The organism is Polynucleobacter sp. AM-26B4 (assembly GCF_018882285.1).
Classification (GTDB): domain Bacteria; phylum Pseudomonadota; class Gammaproteobacteria; order Burkholderiales; family Burkholderiaceae; genus Polynucleobacter.
The window spans coordinates 1,508,397-1,527,225 of record NZ_JACVOT010000001.1; the positions used below are offsets into that span (position 1 = coordinate 1,508,397).

Below are 18,829 nucleotides of genomic sequence, written 5' to 3' on the forward strand. Positions count from 1 at the left end.
TTGACATGAAGATTGCAGTATTGCCAGGTGATGGCATTGGTCCTGAAATCATTACAGAAGCAGTGAAGGTCTTGAATGCCTTGGGCGAATCCTTTGAAATGGAAACTGCTCCAGTGGGTGGTGCTGGCTACGAGGCCAAAGGCCACCCTTTGCCTGAAGATACTTTGAAGTTGGCCAAAGAGGCTGATGCGATTTTGTTTGGTTCAGTGGGTGACTGGAAGTACGACACCTTGGCCCGTGAACTGCGTCCTGAGCAAGCGATTCTTGGTTTGCGCAAACACCTCAGTTTGTTTGCCAACTTAAGACCAGCGATTTGTTATCCGGAGTTGACTGAAGCATCTAGCTTGAAACCAGAAATCATCGCTGGTTTGAACATTTTGATCGTGCGTGAGTTGAATGGTGATATCTACTTTGGCATGCCAAAGGGTATTCGTACTGCTACAGATGGTTTATTCCCTGGCACGCGTGAAGGTTTTGACACCATGCGTTATTCAGAGCCTGAAGTGGAGCGGATTGCTCATGTGGCATTTCAGGCGGCACAAAAGCGCAACAAGCGCGTGTGCAGCGTTGATAAATCAAACGTCCTTGAGACTTCACAGTTGTGGAGAGAAGTCATGACGCGCATCGCTAAAGAGTATCCTGAGGTTGAACTCAGTCATATGTATGTGGATAACGCTGCGATGCAGTTGGTCAAAGCACCTAAAGCATTTGATGTGGTGGTGACTGGTAATTTGTTTGGCGATATTTTGTCGGATGAGGCATCGATGTTGACTGGCTCAATCGGTATGTTGCCATCTGCTTCATTGGATAAAAATAACAAAGGTTTGTATGAGCCAAGTCATGGTTCAGCACCTGACATCGCTGGTAAAGGCATTGCCAATCCTTTGGCAACCATTTTGTCTGCAGCCATGATGTTGCGTTATTCATTGGGTAAGGCTGAACAAGCTGATCGCATTGAAGCTGCTGTGCAAAAAGTCTTGGCCCAGGGTTACCGAACGGGTGATATTAAGACGGCTGGCTGCCAATTGGTGGGCACAAAAGAAATGGGCGAAGCAGTTCTAAAAGCTCTGTAAGATAGATAGCCCAGGTTCATTAATAGAATTAACAAAAACTTTTTAAAAATATAGGTGTGGTGATGGCAACTCCATTGGTTGGTTTAGTAGGTTGGCGCGGTATGGTTGGCAGTGTCTTGATGCAGCGCATGCAAGACGAAGGCGATTTCGCATTCATTGAGCCAGTCTTTTTTAGCACGAGCAACGCTGGTGGTCCAGCACCTGCGATGGCTAAGAATGAGAAAAAACTTTACTCAGCTGATGATATTGATGCATTGAAGCGTTGCGAGATCATCATCACTTGCCAAGGTGGCGATTACACCAAAGAGATTTACCCAAAGATTCGTGCCGCTGGTTGGAAAGGTCATTGGATTGATGCAGCCAGCTCATTGCGCATGGTTGATGAATCTGTGATCGTTTTGGATCCAGTGAACCGCCCAGTGATCGATTCTGCTATTAGCAAAGGTGGCAATTTATGGGTGGGTGGTAACTGCACAGTGAGTTTGATGTTGATGGCGATGGGCGGTTTATTCCGTGAAGGCGCTATTGAGTGGGTGAGTGCCATGACTTACCAAGCAGCTTCTGGAGCAGGTGCTCAGAACATGCGTGAGTTGTTGTCTCAAATGGGTGCTTTGCACGATGCTGTTAAAACAGAATTGGCTGATCCTGCATCTGCCATTTTGGACATTGATCGCAAAGTTGCTGAAACCATGCGTTCAGCCAATTTCCCGAAAAAGAATTTCCGCAACACAGCCTTAGCTGGTAGTTTGATTCCATGGATTGATGTGCCTGTTGAGCATGGTCAAACCAAAGAAGAGTGGAAGGGTGGCTCAGAGTGCAACAAGATTCTAGGTAACCCACCATTCAGAACAGCTGGCAGTATTCCAATTGATGGCTTGTGTGTGCGCATTGGCGCCATGCGCTGTCACTCACAGGGCTTGACCATCAAGCTCAAAAAAGACATTCCTTTGAGCGATATCGAAGGCATCTTGGCTGGTGCTAACGATTGGGTCAAAGTTGTGCCTAACGATCGCGAAACCACAGAGAGAGACTTAACTCCAGCGGCAGTGACTGGTACTTTGACTGTGCCAGTAGGACGTTTGCATAAATTAGCCATGGGCCCTGATTATTTAGGCGCATTCACAGTGGGCGACCAGTTGTTGTGGGGCGCTGCTGAGCCATTGCGCCGTATGTTGCGCATTTTGTTGGAGCGTTAATTTCTTGATTGCGCAATTGCCACGTTTTCATCGTCTAGCACTTGGCTTGATCTCAGCGATTTTTGCTGGGCAAGCTCTCGCCTTGAATCTGGGCAACTTGAGCATTCAATCAAAAGTGGGCGAGCCGCTGCAAGCGCAAATCTCGATTCAAATTGATCCATCAGAGCTTTCAAACATTAAAGATATCCAGGCGGCTTTGGCCAGTCCTGAGATGTACCAACGTTTGGGCATCACGTCGTCTGCAGCGCAAGCCCAATTAAAGGTCACAGTAGTAAAAGGTTCAAAAGAAGAACCGGTAGCGATCAAGATTGCATCCGATGAGGTCTTAAAGTTAGCCGCGAATGAAATATTTTTGGATGCCTTGGTAGAGGTTCGTTGGTCCGCTGGCTTGGTACGTCGTGTTTACACCTTGATGGTGGCAGATCAAGCCAGTGTCGAAGTAAAGGCTGGAGACACGCTGACTGAAATCGCCAGCAAGCTTGTGGCAAACTTTGATGAGGCTAGCTTAGATCAGGCATTGATATCTTTGTACAGAGCAAATCCTCAAGCATTCGCAGGCGGCAGCATTCATCGCTTGATGGCAGGTGCAGAATTAAAGATGCCTAGCCAAGCCATGGTCAAAAGTGTGCCTAAGCAAGAGGCCAAAGAAATCGCTCAATCTGCAGACGCAGCCTATCGCTCAGGCAAGGGTGATTTACCTTTAAGCGCATTACCTTCAAGTAAAGACAAAGCATCAACCGCTATTGGTGACCGACTAAAGGTTGGTCCTGCTGCTGGCCTAGAAGGTGAAGCCAAGCGTCGCATGGAAGAATTGCTGGTTCAAGAAAAAGCTTTGTCAGAAGCCAAACAAAGAATTGTTGAATTAGAAAAAAACATCGCTGACCTGAAGAAGCTAATGCAAAACCAAGGCTCAGGACAAGCAAGCGCTGAAACGATTGATTGGAAAAATCAAACAGGTCCTTTGGCTATTGCCATTTTTGTATTCTTGGCCATTTTGGTTTTGTTAAAGCTTTCTAAGAGTGAAGCGAAGAAGGTTGGCCAGTCTGATAGTTCTTCTAATAAATTAAATACCCAGCCAAATGCTGTTCCTGAACAAGCAGCCAAGTTATTTGCATCGCTTGATTTAAATCTGGGGCCTGCTGCAACAACTTCTCAAAACTCTGGCGATCATTTGCCGAGTGCTGAAAGCCTGCGTGTCAAACTGAATCTGATCAGAGCCTACATCACCATTGAAGATTTAGCTGCAGCTAGAGAAGCCATCCAGGAAGTATTGGCGGTGAGCAATCAGATTGACCCTGAGCTAACCATTCAAGCCAAATCATTGATGGCTGAAGTCAATCAACTCTCATCCAAATAGCATGCGCATTGCCTTGGGTTTGCAGTATGACGGGTCTGCTTTCTCTGGCTGGCAAACCCAAAGCAACGGCCAAACAGTTCAAGACCACCTAGAGTCAGCTCTGAGTCGCTTCATTGGTGAAAACAATGAGCCCGTTAAAACCATCACAGCAGGAAGAACCGACACGGGAGTTCATGCTTTAGGTCAGGTGGTTCATTTTGATACTGAAGTGGTAAGACCTGATCTTTCTTGGGTCAAAGGGGTCAATGCCTTTTTGCCGCCAAGTGTCACAGCTCAGTGGGTCAAGCCAGTCCCCGATCATTTTGATGCCCGCTACATGGCTTTTGAGCGAAGCTATTGCTATGCCTTATTAACTGGTTCAACACCTTCACCCCTCGTGCACGGTAAAGCAGGCTTTTTAAGTTTGCCCAAGGGTAAGACTTTGGATGTGCCGGCCATGCATGAAGCTGCTCAGGTATTGGTGGGTGAACACGACTTCAGTTCATTTCGCTCGTCTGAATGCCAAAGTAAAACCCCCATCAAGACTCTGTATCAAGTGTCGGTGATTGAAAATGGACCATGGGTTTACTTTATTTTCAGGGGCAATGCTTTCCTTCACCACATGGTGCGTAATTTGGTGGGTAGTTTGCTTCTGATTGGAACTGGAAAAGAAGCAGTCACTTGGATGGGTACTTTGCTGGCAGCAAAAAACCGTCAATTGGCGGGTGCCACCTTCATGGCTGATGGACTTTATCTTCTTAGGGTAGGATACCCAGAACAGTTCGATATTCCTGAGCCGAATTTGGCCAATAGTTTTTTACCAATCAACCTTTTAGGACAGTCAGGCACTTGATGGGCTTACTAAAGCAAACCGCTGATAAAACCAGAATCAAATTCTGTGGTTTTACTCGTTCAAGCGATGTGGACGCGGCTGTTTCTATGGGGGTGGATGCCCTGGGATTCGTCTTTTATGAGCCCAGCCCTCGCTATGTCAGCCCTGAAATGGCGGCTGCCCTGATAGCCCGCATGCCTGGCGGGATGGATGCTGTGGCTTTGGTGGTCAACCCAACGGATGAAGAGGTTTTGAGGATCCAGGAGCGTGTTCCTACGACTTTATGGCAGTTTCATGGGGATGAGACCCCAGAACGCTGTAAGGAGATTGCTCAGGGCATGCCATGGCTGAAAGCCGCCAGAATCAAGGCGGGCTTCAACTTATCTGAATTTTCTCTACAATACGCAGATGCAGCCGGCTTTTTACTGGATGCCTTCGTCGAGGGCTACGGTGGGGGTGGGCATGTATTTGATTGGTCATTGATACCGGACACATGGACAAAAGAAAACGCGCATCGGGTCGTTTTGAGTGGTGGATTGAACACGCACAACGTGGGCGAGGGTATTGCACACCTTAAACCTTGTGCTGTGGATGTGTCGAGTGGCATTGAAGTGGCAAAAGGTCAAAAAAGCCCTGAACTAATGAAGGCGTTTATTCAAGCAGTCCGGGATGCCGATCAAGGCATCTCATTCGTGTAGAGGTAACACTATGTATGATTTTCCAGACGTCAGAGGTCACTTCGGCCCCTATGGTGGTGTCTTCGTTTCTGAAACTTTGATGTATGCCTTGACTGAGCTCAAGGAGACATACGCGAAGTATCAACATGACCCAGAATTTTTAGCTGAATTCCATTCAGAGTTAAAACACTTTGTGGGTCGTCCTTCACCGGTCTATCACGCCAAACGCTGGAGTGAGATGTTGGGTGGAGCGCAAATTTATTTGAAGCGCGAAGATTTGAACCACACAGGTGCGCACAAAATTAACAACGTGATTGGTCAAGCGATGTTGGCCAAACGCATGGGTAAAAAACGCATCATTGCTGAAACAGGTGCTGGTCAGCACGGTGTGGCAACAGCTACCATCTGTGCTCGCATGGGATTAGAGTGCATCGTTTACCAAGGTTCTGTCGACGTGGCTCGCCAAGCTCAAAACGTTTATCGCATGAAACTCTTGGGTGCAACTGTTGTGCCAGTAGAGTCAGGTACCAAAACCCTGAAAGATGCTTTGAACGAAGCGATGCGCGATTGGGTGACCAATGTGGAAAGCACGTTCTACATCATCGGTACGGTGGCAGGTCCTCATCCATACCCAATGATGGTGAGAGATTTCCAAAGCGTGATTGGTGAAGAGTGCAAAGTACAAATGCCAGAAATGATTGGTCGTCAACCAGATTACGTGATGGCTTGCGTAGGTGGTGGGTCAAACGCCATGGGTATTTTCTATCCATACATCGATGTACCGAATGTGAAATTAGTGGGTGTTGAAGCAGCCGGTCATGGTTTGAATACCAAAGAGCATTCAGCTGCATTGGTTGCTGGAACTCCAGGTGTGTTGCATGGCAACCGCACCTATTTGTTGCAAGATGAAAACGGTCAAATTGCTGAGACGCATTCAGTATCAGCCGGTATGGACTATCCAGGTGTTGGTCCTGAGCATGCATGGTTAAAAGACTCTAAGCGTGCGGAATATGTCGCTGTGACGGATGACGAAGCACTCAAGGCTTTCCATGATTGCTGTCAAATTGAAGGCATCATTCCTGCTTTAGAAAGCAGTCATGCCATCGCTTACGCTTGTAAATTGGCCCCAACCTTACCGAAAGATAAATCGATCTTGATCAATCTATCGGGAAGAGGGGACAAAGACATGCACACCGTTGCTCAAGAATCAGGTTTGAAGTTTTAGGAATATAGATGTCAAAGATTGCAAAAGTATTTGCTGATTTAAAAGCACAGGGCCGCAAAGGTCTTGTGCCCTTTATCACTGCCGGTGATCCTGAGCCAGGTATCACCCTTGATTTAATGCATGCCTTGGTGCGTGGTGGCGCGGATGTCATTGAGTTGGGAGTGCCTTTCTCAGACCCAATGGCTGATGGTCCTGTGATTCAGAGAGCTTCAGAAAGAGCTTTGTCTCACGGCACCACACTCAAGCATTGCATCGAATTGGTCAAACAATTTCGCCAAACCAATGATCACACCCCAGTGGTCTTGATGGGGTATGCCAACCCGATTGAGCACATGGGCACTGAAACATTTGTTAGAACTGCCAAAGATGCAGGGGTTGATGGAATTTTGGTGGTGGACTATCCACCAGAAGAATGTGAAGACTTCGCCAATCAATGTAAAGCAGCTGGCATCGATCCGATTTTCTTATTGGCTCCAACTTCATCGCAAGCGCGCATTGATCAAGTCGGTAAAGTCGCAGCTGGTTATATTTATTACGTGTCTCTCAAGGGTGTCACGGGCGCTGCCAACTTGGACACTCAGGCAGTGGCAGGCATTATTCCGCAAATCAGAGCTGCATCAACCGTACCAATCGCAGTTGGTTTTGGTATCAGGGATGCCCAGTCGGCGGTGGCCATTGGGAAGACGGCTGATGCGGTCGTGATTGGTAGTCGCATCGTTCAGCTTTTAGAAGAGGCGGCACCGGCACAGAGAGTACAATCACTAGAAGACTTTCTAAAGGATATCCGTAAGGCTTTGGATCAATAAATATGAGCTGGATTGATAAACTTCTCCCCCCAAGTATTCAACACACTGACCCTGCTCAGCGCAAAAGCGTTCCTGAGGGTTTGTGGATCAAATGCCCGTCATGCGAAGCTGTTTTATATCGCAATGACCTAGAGTCAAACATGCATGTCTGCCCTAAATGTGATCATCACATGCGCATCAATGCACGTGAGCGTTTAGACAAATTATTAGATTTAGAAGGTCGTCATGAAATTGGCCAAGAAGTATTGCCAATTGATGCCCTGAAATTCAAAGACACTAAGAAATACCCAGACCGTATCAAAGATGCGATGGATTCAACGGGTGAAACTGATGCCATGGTGGTCATGGCTGGTTCGATTCACACCATTCCTGTGGTGGTGGCCTGTTTTGAATTTGAATTCATGGGCGGTTCAATGGGCTCTGTGGTGGGTGAGCGTTTCGTGCGTGGTGCCCAAATGGCCTTGGAACAGAAAGTACCGTTCATTTGTATCAGCGCCACGGGTGGTGCTCGTATGCAAGAGAGTTTATTGTCATTGATGCAAATGGCTAAAACCAATGCGATGTTGGTGAAGCTCGCTCATGCCAAACTTCCTTACATCAGCGTTCTCACCGATCCAACCATGGGCGGTATCTCCGCTAGTTTCGCTTTCATGGGTGATGTGGTGATGGCAGAGCCAAAAGCATTGATTGGTTTTGCTGGTCCGCGCGTGATTGAACAAACCGTTCGCGAAAAATTACCTGAGGGCTTCCAGCGTTCAGAGTTCTTGATGCAAAAGGGTGGTATTGACATGATTGTTGATCGTCGCCAAATGCGCAAAGAGATTGCCGATCTATTGGCGCTGTTGTTGAAGTTACCAACAGATTCTGTTGTTTAAGACCCCAGTCTCAATTGCCTGACACGTTTGACAATTTAGATGATTGGCTCCAGCACCTAGAGACAGCACACCCCATTGGGATTGATATGGGCTTGGAGCGCATCACACGCGTTAAAGAGGCTCTTCAACTAAATTTCCAAGCAGTGGTTTTTACTGTTGGTGGTACCAACGGCAAAGGTTCGACCTGCGCTTTGCTTGAAAGCGTCTTATTGGCAGCATCGTACAAAGTCGGTTGCCATACCTCTCCGCATTTACTGTCATTCAATGAACGCGCCCGCGTGAACGGCGAAAACGTGAGTGATGAACTCTTGCTTGAACACTTCAAAGCAGTCGAATTAGCCAGAGCATCTTTACCCAATCCACCAACGCTGACTTATTTTGAGTTCACTACCTTGGCCATCATGCATTTATTTGCAACGGCTGATTTGGATGCGGTCATTTTGGAAGTTGGTTTGGGTGGTCGCTTAGATGCAGTGAACATGATTGACACGGATTGTGCGATTGTCACCAGCATCGATTTGGATCACATGGAATACCTTGGGGATACCCGAGAAAAAATTGCTTTTGAAAAAGCGGGTATTTTCCGTGCCAACAAACCTGCCATCTGTGCAGACCCTGTGCCACCACAATCCTTGATTGATCATGCAACATCGATTGGTGCTGATTTGTGGTTACTCGGCAAAGACTATAACTTTCAGGGTGATAAACAACAGTGGGGTTGGGCAGGGCGCGGTAAACGTTTTTCAGGCTTGGGTTATCCAGCCTTGCGGGGCGCCAATCAATTGCTCAATGCGAGCGCCGTGATAGCGGCTTTGATCGCTGTCAGAGACCGATTACCGGTTGGGGCCCAAGAAATCAGAAACGGCATGGCTTGGGTTGAGCTGCCGGGGCGTTTTCAGGTTCTACCTGGGCAGCCCACCATCATTTTGGATGTGGCTCACAACCCCCATGCCAGCGCCGCTCTTGCGCAAAACCTCGAAAATATGGCCTACCACCCCTATACGATTGCAGTTTTTGGTGCGATGGCGGACAAAGACATTGATGGGGTCTTGAAACCCATGATGGATAAGATTGATTTTTGGTATTTTTGCGATCTCCCGACCGCTCGTGCGGCCTCTGCAGAATCCCTGGCGACACGCTTAAGATCCCTGGGCTTTAAAGAGGGGGCTGACTCTGGGATCGAGGTTTTCTCAAGTCCTGCTTTGGCCTATGAATCAGCCTTAAAAAAGGCGGGTGAGGGTGATAGAATATCGGTATTCGGATCCTTTTACACCGTTGCTGGTGTGATAGCCTACCGAAATGCAAAAGCTCATTAACCATGACACTACTTTGAACCTAAAACTTAGCTGATGCGCCTACCTTTCCTTAATCGCTCAAGTAGCAAAAACAACACGCCCGTTGAGGATGGTCTAACAGAAGACCCAGAGCGTCAAAAAGCCAGACATCGTTTAATTGGCGCAGTCTTTTTGGTAACAGTTGCTGTCGCTGGTCTACCGATTATTTTTGACTCTAAGCCAAAACAGCATAGCAACGACATTGCAATCCAGATCATTCAGCCTGGATCAAAAGACGAGAAAAAAGTTGAAGAGCCTAAAGAGACCAAGGCCACTGATTCAGCCACACCATCTGCACCTGTGACATCAGCAGAAAATAAAGACACCAAAGAATCTAAAGAAGCAAAAAAAGAAGACATCAAGACTGATAAGACCACACCGGTTGCTAAATCATTGGATAAAGGTGAAGAGGTTTTATCCATTCTTGAGAATCGCACGCCAGCAACTCCTGCTGCTCCAAATTTGGGAGTTAGTCCCAATGGCAAATTCATTGTTCAAATCGGCGCTTTCTCATCAGAAGAACGAGCGAAGAATTGGCAGAAGAAATTAACAGAACAAAAAGTCAGCAGCTATATCGAAATCAAACCAAATAAAGAGGGCGTCAAGCTTCATCACTTGAGATCTGGCCCCTATCAAGATAAAGCCACTGCTGAAGCTGCTGAGAAAAAAATCAAGTATGTTGGTTTAAGTCCGAAAATTATTGAGCAAAAGCCACAGTGATCACAGGATCTGAACAGCCATGAACCTTCACTTCACTGTCGTTGATATAGCATTTTTTGCAGTACTCGCAATTTCAGCGCTCTTGGGTATTTGGCGTGGTTTGATCAGAGAAGTTTTTGCTTTGATTGCTTGGGTGGCCGCTTCTTGGGTTGCTTATCACTATGCGACTTGGTTGGCCAAGGAGTGGTTGAGTGGTGTGCCAGGTGGCGAGATGACTCAGTTGGCCCTTGGCTTTGTGATTTTGTTCATTGTGACGATGATCGTTTGCGCATTGATTGGACGTTTTTTGGCCAAAATCATGCAGCAAGCTGGACTGAGTCCGATGGATCGTTTTTTAGGTTTTGCTTTTGGTCTCCTAAGAGGTTTGTTGGTCATCGTTGTGTTGAGCAGCCTCTTGTCATTGACTGGGGCGACGCAAACAAACGAATGGCGTAAAGCTTGGACTTTGCCAGCAATTGAATTGCTCACCGGCATGGCTCAAGCTTGGTTACCAGATGAATGGGCTGCTCAGGTGTCTGGGCAGTTAAAGAAGTAGTTTTAAAAAGATAGAGGTCTTTATGTGTGGAATTGTCGGGGCGGTTGGCAATAGTCCAGTGAATCAGTTGCTCTATGACGCATTGTTGCTTTTGCAACATCGCGGTCAGGATGCTGCTGGTATAGCTACCATGAACGGCAGTTCATTTAGCATGCATAAAGCCAACGGCATGGTGCGTGATGTTTTCAGAACACGCAATATGCGCAGCTTGCCAGGTAATGCTGGTATTGGTCAGGTTCGTTATCCCACAGCTGGATCGGCAAGCAGTGAAGAAGAAGCTCAGCCGTTTTATGTGAATGCTCCATTTGGTTTGATCTTGGCTCACAACGGCAATCTCACCAATGCTCCTGCTTTGCGCGATGAGATGTTCTACCGAGATCGTCGCCACATCAATACGAATTCAGACACTGAAGTTTTATTGAACGTCTTGGCTGATGAGTTGCAGCGTGCCACAGACAGCATTGCCTTGGATGCTGCCTCAGCATTTGCCGCAGTGACAAAAGTACAAAAGCGTTTAAAGGGTTCTTACGCAGTGGTCGCTTTGATCGCTGGTTATGGTTTATTGGCATTCCGTGATCCATTCGGCATTCGTCCTTTGTGCATTGGTCGCATGGACACACCGAATGGCCCTGAGTGGTTGATTGCTTCTGAGTCTGTGACTTTGGAAGGTTTGGGTTTCAAGTTCGTCAGAGACGTGGCACCAGGTGAGGCGATCTTTATTGGTCTTGATGGTCAATTCCAAAGCAAGCTTTGTTCAGAGAACGCCACGCTCAACCCATGTATTTTTGAATACGTTTATTTAGCAAGACCTGATTCATGCATTGATGGCGTGACCGTTTATGACGTGCGCTTATTGATGGGTAATTACTTGGCAGAAAAAATTGCCCGAGAAACTGATGTCTCACAAATTGATGTGGTGATGCCAATCCCTGATTCAAGCCGCCCAGCAGCCATGCAGGTGGCCAAGTTATTAGGCGTGCCATACCGCGAAGGTTTCTTCAAGAATCGCTATGTGGGTCGTACTTTCATCATGCCTGGTCAAGCGATGCGCAAAAAATCAGTCCGTCAAAAACTCAATGCGATGCGCTTAGAGTTCAAAGACAAAAACGTATTGATTGTGGACGACTCCATCGTGCGTGGCACAACCTCTTATGAGATCGTGCAAATGGCGCGTGATGCAGGTGCTAAGAAAGTGATCTTTGCTTCGGCTGCACCTCCTGTGCGCTTTCCAAACGTGTATGGCATCGACATGCCAACCCGCAGTGAATTAGTCGCTTATGGTCGAACCCACGAGGAAATCACCAAGTTGATTGGTGCGGATGAGCTTATTTATCAAGATGTTGAAGATCTCAAAAAAGCGGTCAGAGACATCAATCCTGCGATCACCAACTTTGATGCCTCTTGCTTTGATGGCAAGTACATCACAGGCGACATCACCGAGTCTTATTTGGATGCGCTAGAGGCTTCTAGAAACACACCTAAAGCCTTGGCAGATCGTCAGCAGGGTGATGGCACAGACTTGGCTCGTTCACAATTACATTTACATTTGGCCTCTCAAGAGTAGTATTGAGTCATGAGCGATAAAAAACGGCCACCTTTGGACATTAAAAACCTGCACACCGACACTTTGGGTGTGCGTGCGGGCGTGCGTCGTACCGAGTTCAATGAACACTCTGAGGCGATGTTTTTAACCTCCAGTTTTTGCTTTGACAGTGCAGCTGATGCTGCCCATGGTTTTGCAAACGCGGAAAAAGGGTTTATTTATTCTCGTTTCACCAACCCAACAGTTGCGATGTTCCAAGATCGCTTGGCAGCGCTAGAGGGTGGTGAGGCATGTATTGCGACGTCTTCTGGTATGTCAGCGATCATGACGGTGGCGATGTCACATTTACAAGCGGGCGATCATGTGATCTGTTCACGCTCAGTATTTGGTGCCACGATTCAACTGTTCAATAGTATTTTGAGTAAGTTTGGTATTGAAACAACTTACGTGGACATGGCCAACCTCGATTCTTGGAAAGCCGCTGTCAAACCCAACACCAAACTATTTTATTTAGAGACGCCATCCAATCCTTTAACCGAGGTAGGTGATATTGCGGCTATTGCAAAAATCGCTAAAGCTGCCAAGGCACTTTACGTGGTGGATAACTGTTTTTGCACACCAGCACTACAAAAGCCATTGGAGTTAGGCGCTGATGTAATCATTCATTCGGCCACCAAGTACTTGGATGGTCAGGGTCGTGTTTTGGGTGGCGCCATTGTGGGCACTGAAGAATTTATTTTGGGCAAGGTGTTTCCGTATGTCAGAACAGCTGGACCAACACTGTCTGCATTCAATGCTTGGGTTTTATTGAAGGGCTTAGAGACTCTGAACTTGAGATTGGAAAAGCAAAGTCAATCAGCGCTTGAATTAGCCACTTGGTTGGAGGAGCATCCTGCGGTTGAGCGTGTGTATCACCCGGGCTTAGCTTCACACCCACAGTATGAGTTGGCCAAGAAACAACAAAGAATGGGCGGACCTATTTTGTCATTTGTGCTGAAGGGCGGCAAAGAAGCTGCTTGGAAAGTCATTGATGGCACCAAGCTCTTATCAATCACCGCTAATTTGGGTGACACAAGAACCACCATCACTCATCCTGCAACAACCACGCATGTGCGTGTCACACCAGAAGCACGTGCGGCAGCGGGTATCACCGATAGTTTGGTGAGGATTGCTGTTGGCTTGGAAAATATCGAAGACATTAAAAATGACTTGCTGCCTGGTCTAGGCAAATAAGTCATCAAGTAAAAAATATAAAAACAGTCTAAAAGACTTAAAGACAAAAAAGGAAGCTTAAAAAGCTTCCTTTTCTGCTTCTAGGTAGGCAAGACTTGTGTACTTGCCGATATTTCCGTCAAAGCCTTTGGTGCGTTTAGCGTACTTCATTACGCGAGGATCTTTGAGGACTAAATTTTTAGCAGTGCTTGGGTCAAGACCATCTTGAACCGCTTTGACGCAAGTTTCATAAATGCCTGACATGAACTCACCATACTCTGTGAGCAATTCTTTTTTAGCATTGCCATGTCCTGGTATCCAAAGTTGCGCGCCGGCAGCTTGAGTCAAGGCTTTGTATGTTTTGAAGGTGCCAACATATGAGCCATCATCCATATTAGCAATGCGATCATCCATTGCGACATCGCCAACATGCGTGACCTTATCTTCAACAATCTCCATGCAAATATCACCTGGGGTGTGCGCAACACCATAGTGATGAATCTTGATGGTGACATCACCGTATTTGAATAGATCGCCATGATTTGCGACATGCGTCGGAGGAATGACTTTGGTTCCGGCTGTTGCTTGATTGGTCCAGCGCTCCATGAGATTCTTCCAAGCATTGCCTTCCACGCCTTTGATTTCTTTCATACTATACGGGTGCGCATAAATAGGCATAGGACCATAAGCTTCAACAAAGGCTTGATTGCCTAGGAAGTGATCGCCGTGATAGTGAGAGTTGAATAGGGCGATCACCGGTTTTTTGGTGAAGGTCTTCATCATCCTGATGGCCATTTCGCCAATCTGCACAGATGCACCTGTATCAATCACAACGATGCCTTTGGCTGTGTCAACAAAAGTGATGTTGGCCATCATGCCTTGATTTTCAGGCGTTGGAAAACCGTCTGGTGAGTAAATCATCCAGACATGTTTGCTGAGCTGTTTGATTGGGTGATCTTTGATGCGAGGTCCGCGAATAAAATCTTCAGCTGCTCTGGCAAATTGGGTGAGTTGAGGTAAAGCTAAGAGGCCCACAGCGCCTAAAGAAATTTTTAGAACACTTCTGCGGTCATGACTGGTCATACAACCTCGCTTATGTATTTTTTAGGTGAAACTTGATGGGCATGATGTGAATTTGCTCAGGGTCTAGATAAATCTTTTTCTGCGCGCCCACTTCAATGCCCAATCTTCTTAATTCACTGGATGATGCTTGCCAAACAATGTGATCGTCACAATCTTTGACTTGCCAATACACCACAGCAATCTGTCCCAATTGTCTGACTCTTGAGACTTCACAGTCAATTAGATTAATTTTGTAACTATTGGCTTGTTCTTCAGAATCAACAATTTCAATGCTGTGGCTTGGAATCACCCAGGCCACTTCAATTGGCTTTTTAATCTTGCCCTTATCTTTGACCAATAAATTCAAGCCACGCTTACCCCAAGATAAGCGACCTTGGTCATAAAGACCTTCAAATAAATTCGGGCTACCAACTAATTCAGCAACGCGAGCATTGCGAGGTTTGTCAATCAGATGGCGAGGGTCCGAAGTTTGCAAGCTCTTGCCATGATCAATCACAGTGACTCGATCACCCAAACGAATCGCTTCATTCAAGTCATGTGTCACGAGAATGATGGGCAATGAAACTGCTTGGCGTAGCTCAGACAGAGCTTCATAAAGATTTTGGCGGGTGGGTGCATCAACAGCCGAGAATGGCTCATCTAGAAGCAGGGCATGAGGATCTCTGGCCAATGCACGAGCCAAGGCGACACGTTGTTGTTGGCCGCCAGAAATTTGGTGCGGTAAGCGATTGGCTAAATCAGCAATGCGTAATCTCTCTAACCAACGAAATGCTTCATCACGAGTAGATTGTTTGCGACCAATGAGAGGAATCGAAACATTCTCTAAAACTGTCAGGTGTGGAAAGAGGGCGTAGTTTTGGAATAGGAACCCAATCGAGCGCTGATAGGTTGGAATAAAAATATTTCGCGAGCTATCAAGCCACACCTGATCTTTGCATTGAATCAAACCTGATACATCAGACAGTCCAGCAATGCTGCGCAGGGTCGTTGTTTTGCCGCTGCCTGAGGGACCCACCAAGATGTGAAGTTCCCCAGGAGCACATTCAAAGTCAATGTGCATTGGAAAGCCAGTGCTGCGTTGTAATTGAACTTTTAACATCACGCGGCTCGCTTCTTGGCAGTCAATTGATAGCTCCAAGTAATGGCTAACAATGAAATGATCAGCAGCATTAGTGACATGCCACTGGCACTGGCATGATCCATGTTCTGCACGCTGTCATAAATTGAGATAGCAATCGTTTTAGTTTCTCCTGGGATGGAGCCACCGATCATCAAGATCACACCAAACTCACCCAAGGTGTGTGCAAAAGTAATCACTGCAGCACTCACGATGCCGCGCCAAGCCAGTGGTAGCTCAATTAACTTGAAGGCTTTCCAGGGGCTCAAGCCACTGCATTGCGCGGCTTCACGTATGTCTTGTGGAATCGCTTCGAACGCGCGTTGAATCGGTTGGATCGCAAATGGCAAATTAAAAATAATCGAAGCAATCACCAGGCCAGTGAATGTGAAAGTTAATGGTTCATTAAAAAGCGTGACATTGCTAAAACTCACCAACAAGTAATAACCTAAAACAGTGGGTGGTAAAACCAAAGGCAGGGCAAGTGTGGCTTCTAAAAATGACTTGCCTTTTTGCATGCTCGCCAAGCGATAAGCAACCCATATTCCAAATGGAATTAAAAAAAGCAAAGTAAACAATGCAAGCTTCAGAGTCAGTATCAGTGCTTGCGTATCAATCGTCATAGTTAGCTATAAAAAATAAGTGTTTGGGAGAAGTGAGGAACAGTTAGATAGATGCTCTAAGTGTCAGTGTTTTTTTGTTAGTAAATACCCTTTATATCGAAAAAAATACCAACACTTTCATTATTTACATATTCCAAAACAATCTATAAAAGTGAATAATGACACAACTGAGTTGAAAAGATATTCAACGGTGAGAAGTAAGTATTTTATTTTGCATGAATCTTGGGGGGTCCTCGTGACAGTTAAGAATAAATCAACGCCAATCGGCAGGCTTCGTCGTGCGCCAGAAAACTTCGTGACTCAGCAATTTGCTGATGAAGTTTATGAGCATGGTCTGAATGAAACTCGTCGTGGTTTCTTGCGCAAAAGTTTTGTGACAGCATTGGGTGCAACAGCTGCTGGTTCAGCAATCGCAGCCGATGGTGAGAAAGTTATTTTAGAGAAGCAGCAATGGCAAACAACCTTGGGTCAGCCAGTAGCGGCTCGCCCTTATGGTATGCCATCACAGTGGGAAGCTGCTCTTCAGCGTCGCGAGTCTCCAGGTTTGACGCGAGTCTCTGCAGCGTCTGTGGCGTTTGCACCATTGCAAGGTTTCTTCGGCATCATCACTCCCAACGGTTTGCACTTCGAGCGTCATCACCAAGGTTGGTATGACATCGATCCAGCACAACATCGTTTGATGGTGAACGGTATGGTCAAACAGCAGAAAGTGTTCACCATGGACGACTTGATGCGTTTACCTAGCGTGTCACGCATTCACTTCATTGAGTGCGGTGCGAATACAGGTTTAGAGTGGGGCAATGTGGCTGTGCCAAGCGTACAGTACACCCACGGTATGTTGTCTTGCTGCGAATTCACAGGTGTGCCTCTTTCAGTATTGCTCGATATGTGCGGTGCTGATCTTAAGAAGGGTAAATACATCTTGGCTGAAGGTGGCGATGGTTCAGGTATGACCAGAACTATTCCGATGGACGCAGCGCTTAAGGACGTATTGGTGGTGTGGGGCATGAACGGCGAAATGTTGCGCCCTGAAAACGGTTACCCATTGCGCTTATTAGTTCCTGGTGTTCAAGGTGTGAGTTCTGTGAAGTGGTTGCGTCGCATTGAAGTGGGTGACATGCCTTATGCGACCAAAGATGAAGCAGTTCACTACATCGATTTGATGCCAAGTGGTTTACACCGTCAGTACACCACCATCCAAGAATGTAAGTCTGTGATCACGACACCATCTGGTGGTCAGCAATTGCTAGACAAAGGTTTCTACAACATCAGCGGTATGGCATGGTCTGGTCGCGGCAAGATCAAACATGTGGACGTATCTGTTGATGGCGGTAATAACTGGCGCAGAGCTCGTCTTGAAACTCCGGTGCTTTCTAAAGCGATCACTCGCTTTAACCTTGACTGGGTTTGGGATGGTTCACCTGGCATCTTGATGTCACGTGCCACGGATGAAACTGGCTATGTTCAGCCAATGATCAAACAATTAAGAGAAGTGCGTGGTACACGTTCCATCTATCACAACAATGCAATCCAAGCATGGAAGCTTGATACGAACGGGGAGTTGAGCAATGTTCAAGTTGGCTAATTTAACTAAAACTTTGGTTTTGGCAGGTTTGGCATTAGGCCTGACTGCCGAAGGTATTGCTCAATCTAAGTACACAGGCATTGGTCGTGAAGCGACCAAGGCAGAAGTTGCTGCTTGGGACATCGACGTGCGTCCAGACTTCAAAGGTTTACCAGCTGGATCTGGCAATACTTTGCGTGGTCAAGAAGTATGGGAAGGTCGTTGCGCATCTTGTCACGGTACTTTTGGTGAATCTAATGAAGTGTTCACACCGATCGTTGGTGGAACCACCAAAGAAGACATCAAAACCGGTCGTGTGGCTTCATTGTTGAGCGACAAACAACCACAGCGGACAACCTTGATGAAGGTTGCGACGATTTCAACGCTTTGGGATTACATCTACCGTGCTATGCCATGGAATGCCCCAAGAACTTTGACACCGGACGATACCTACGCTGTTTTGGGTTACATCTTGGCGATGGCTGAGATTGTTCCTGATGATTTCACCTTGAGTGATAAAAACATCGCCGATGTGCAAAAGTTGATGCCTAATCGCAACGGTATGACCAAGGCTCACGGTATGTGGAATGAAGGTGGTACACCAGACGTTAAAGCAACGGCATGTATGACTAATTGCTCTAAGCATATTACGATTGGTTCTACATTGCCTGACTATGCCCGCAATGCCCATGAAAATCTTGCACTGCAAAATAGACCATACGGTCCTTACCGTGGCGTTGATACAACCAAGCCTCCAGTCAGCAAGCTGCCAGGCAAAGGTTTGATGGCTGTGAGTATGACTGCCGCCGACTCAATCACGCCTGAAGGCTTGTTCAAGAAGCACAACTGTGCCACTTGCCATGCCCCAGCCAGCCGTGCGATTGGACCTGCTATTTCTGAAGTGGCTGCCAAATACAAAGGCCAAGCTGATGCTATCAAGAAACTGCATACAAAAGTGAAGGTGGGTGGTGCTGGTGTTTGGGGTTCAATTCCCATGCCACCCCATGCCCACGTCTCGGATGGTGACATTGATGTGCTCGTAAAATGGATGCTTACTGGTAAATAAACAGGTAATATT

18 protein-coding genes are annotated in these 18,829 nt (G+C 46.8%); 15 read left to right on the forward strand and 3 right to left on the reverse strand.

Translation table 11 applies throughout. The features are described from left to right. Window positions 1-5 precede the first annotated feature (5 nt). From leuB to ICE88_RS07785, 13 genes are all read left to right on the forward strand, one after another. Window positions 6-1,073 carry a 3-isopropylmalate dehydrogenase gene (gene leuB / locus ICE88_RS07725; protein WP_216251346.1) on the forward strand — a complete coding sequence of 356 codons (1,068 nt, stop codon included), beginning with the start codon at window positions 6-8 and terminating at the stop codon, window positions 1,071-1,073. Between the two features lie 62 nt (window positions 1,074-1,135). Continuing rightward, window positions 1,136-2,269, forward strand: coding sequence for an aspartate-semialdehyde dehydrogenase (gene asd / locus ICE88_RS07730; RefSeq protein WP_216251349.1), 1,134 nt, complete (start codon window positions 1,136-1,138; stop codon window positions 2,267-2,269). Window positions 2,270-2,273: 4 nt separating this feature from the next. Continuing rightward, window positions 2,274-3,626, forward strand: coding sequence for a FimV/HubP family polar landmark protein (locus tag ICE88_RS07735; RefSeq protein WP_216251352.1), 1,353 nt, complete (start codon window positions 2,274-2,276; stop codon window positions 3,624-3,626). A 1-nt stretch (window position 3,627) separates the two neighbouring features. Further along, the gene (gene truA / locus ICE88_RS07740) at window positions 3,628-4,458 is read left to right on the forward strand and encodes a tRNA pseudouridine(38-40) synthase TruA (protein ID WP_216251366.1); all 831 of its coding nucleotides are present in this window, start codon (window positions 3,628-3,630) and stop codon (window positions 4,456-4,458) included. Further along, a complete protein-coding gene (locus tag ICE88_RS07745) occupies window positions 4,458-5,135 on the forward strand; it encodes a phosphoribosylanthranilate isomerase (RefSeq protein ID WP_216251368.1) in 678 nt (225 codons plus the stop codon). The genes truA and ICE88_RS07745 overlap by 1 nt, the downstream gene beginning before the upstream one ends. A 10-nt stretch (window positions 5,136-5,145) precedes the next feature. Then, complete coding sequence (gene trpB, locus ICE88_RS07750; protein ID WP_089515845.1) at window positions 5,146-6,339, forward strand: tryptophan synthase subunit beta; 1,194 nt, start codon at window positions 5,146-5,148, stop codon at window positions 6,337-6,339. 8 nt (window positions 6,340-6,347) lie between these two features. Continuing rightward, complete coding sequence (trpA, locus tag ICE88_RS07755; protein WP_216251370.1) at window positions 6,348-7,145, forward strand: tryptophan synthase subunit alpha; 798 nt, start codon at window positions 6,348-6,350, stop codon at window positions 7,143-7,145. A 2-nt stretch (window positions 7,146-7,147) separates the two neighbouring features. Beyond that, on the forward strand, window positions 7,148-8,020 hold the full coding sequence (gene accD / locus ICE88_RS07760; protein WP_216251373.1) for an acetyl-CoA carboxylase, carboxyltransferase subunit beta: 873 nt from the start codon (window positions 7,148-7,150) through the stop codon (window positions 8,018-8,020). A gap of 14 nt (window positions 8,021-8,034) precedes the next feature. Beyond that, window positions 8,035-9,336: a bifunctional tetrahydrofolate synthase/dihydrofolate synthase gene (folC, locus tag ICE88_RS07765; protein WP_216251376.1), complete on the forward strand. Its 1,302-nt coding sequence runs from the start codon at window positions 8,035-8,037 to the stop codon at window positions 9,334-9,336. 33 nt (window positions 9,337-9,369) lie between these two features. After that, complete coding sequence (locus ICE88_RS07770; RefSeq protein WP_216251379.1) at window positions 9,370-10,074, forward strand: SPOR domain-containing protein; 705 nt, start codon at window positions 9,370-9,372, stop codon at window positions 10,072-10,074. Window positions 10,075-10,093: 19 nt separating this feature from the next. Continuing rightward, window positions 10,094-10,609 carry a CvpA family protein gene (locus tag ICE88_RS07775; RefSeq protein ID WP_216251383.1) on the forward strand — a complete coding sequence of 172 codons (516 nt, stop codon included), beginning with the start codon at window positions 10,094-10,096 and terminating at the stop codon, window positions 10,607-10,609. A 22-nt stretch (window positions 10,610-10,631) separates the two neighbouring features. Then, window positions 10,632-12,173, forward strand: coding sequence for an amidophosphoribosyltransferase (gene purF, locus ICE88_RS07780; protein ID WP_216251386.1), 1,542 nt, complete (start codon window positions 10,632-10,634; stop codon window positions 12,171-12,173). 9 nt (window positions 12,174-12,182) lie between these two features. Next, complete coding sequence (locus ICE88_RS07785; RefSeq protein WP_370624438.1) at window positions 12,183-13,385, forward strand: O-succinylhomoserine sulfhydrylase; 1,203 nt, start codon at window positions 12,183-12,185, stop codon at window positions 13,383-13,385. Window positions 13,386-13,442: 57 nt separating this feature from the next. Here the strand turns inward: ICE88_RS07785 and ICE88_RS07790 are convergent, their stop codons facing one another. The 3 genes from ICE88_RS07790 to modB are packed head-to-tail and all read right to left on the reverse strand — an operon-like array spanning window position 13,443 to window position 16,187. Further along, window positions 13,443-14,447 (reverse strand): MBL fold metallo-hydrolase, encoded by a 1,005-nt coding sequence (locus tag ICE88_RS07790; protein WP_216251389.1) that lies wholly within the window; start codon window positions 14,445-14,447, stop codon window positions 13,443-13,445. Between the two features lie 10 nt (window positions 14,448-14,457). Beyond that, on the reverse strand, window positions 14,458-15,546 hold the full coding sequence (locus ICE88_RS07795) for an ABC transporter ATP-binding protein (protein WP_216251392.1): 1,089 nt from the start codon (window positions 15,544-15,546) through the stop codon (window positions 14,458-14,460). Continuing rightward, a complete protein-coding gene (gene modB, locus ICE88_RS07800) occupies window positions 15,546-16,187 on the reverse strand; it encodes a molybdate ABC transporter permease subunit (protein WP_216862214.1) in 642 nt (213 codons plus the stop codon). The genes ICE88_RS07795 and modB overlap by 1 nt, the downstream gene beginning before the upstream one ends. A 235-nt stretch (window positions 16,188-16,422) precedes the next feature. On the opposite strand from modB, the gene soxC reads away from it, so the two are divergent. Together soxC and ICE88_RS07810 are read left to right on the forward strand one after the other, a co-directional pair. Beyond that, a complete protein-coding gene (soxC, locus tag ICE88_RS07805; RefSeq protein ID WP_216251396.1) occupies window positions 16,423-17,772 on the forward strand; it encodes a sulfite dehydrogenase in 1,350 nt (449 codons plus the stop codon). After that, the gene (locus ICE88_RS07810) at window positions 17,756-18,817 is read left to right on the forward strand and encodes a c-type cytochrome (RefSeq protein WP_216251399.1); all 1,062 of its coding nucleotides are present in this window, start codon (window positions 17,756-17,758) and stop codon (window positions 18,815-18,817) included. The genes soxC and ICE88_RS07810 overlap by 17 nt, the downstream gene beginning before the upstream one ends. Window positions 18,818-18,829 lie beyond the last annotated feature (12 nt).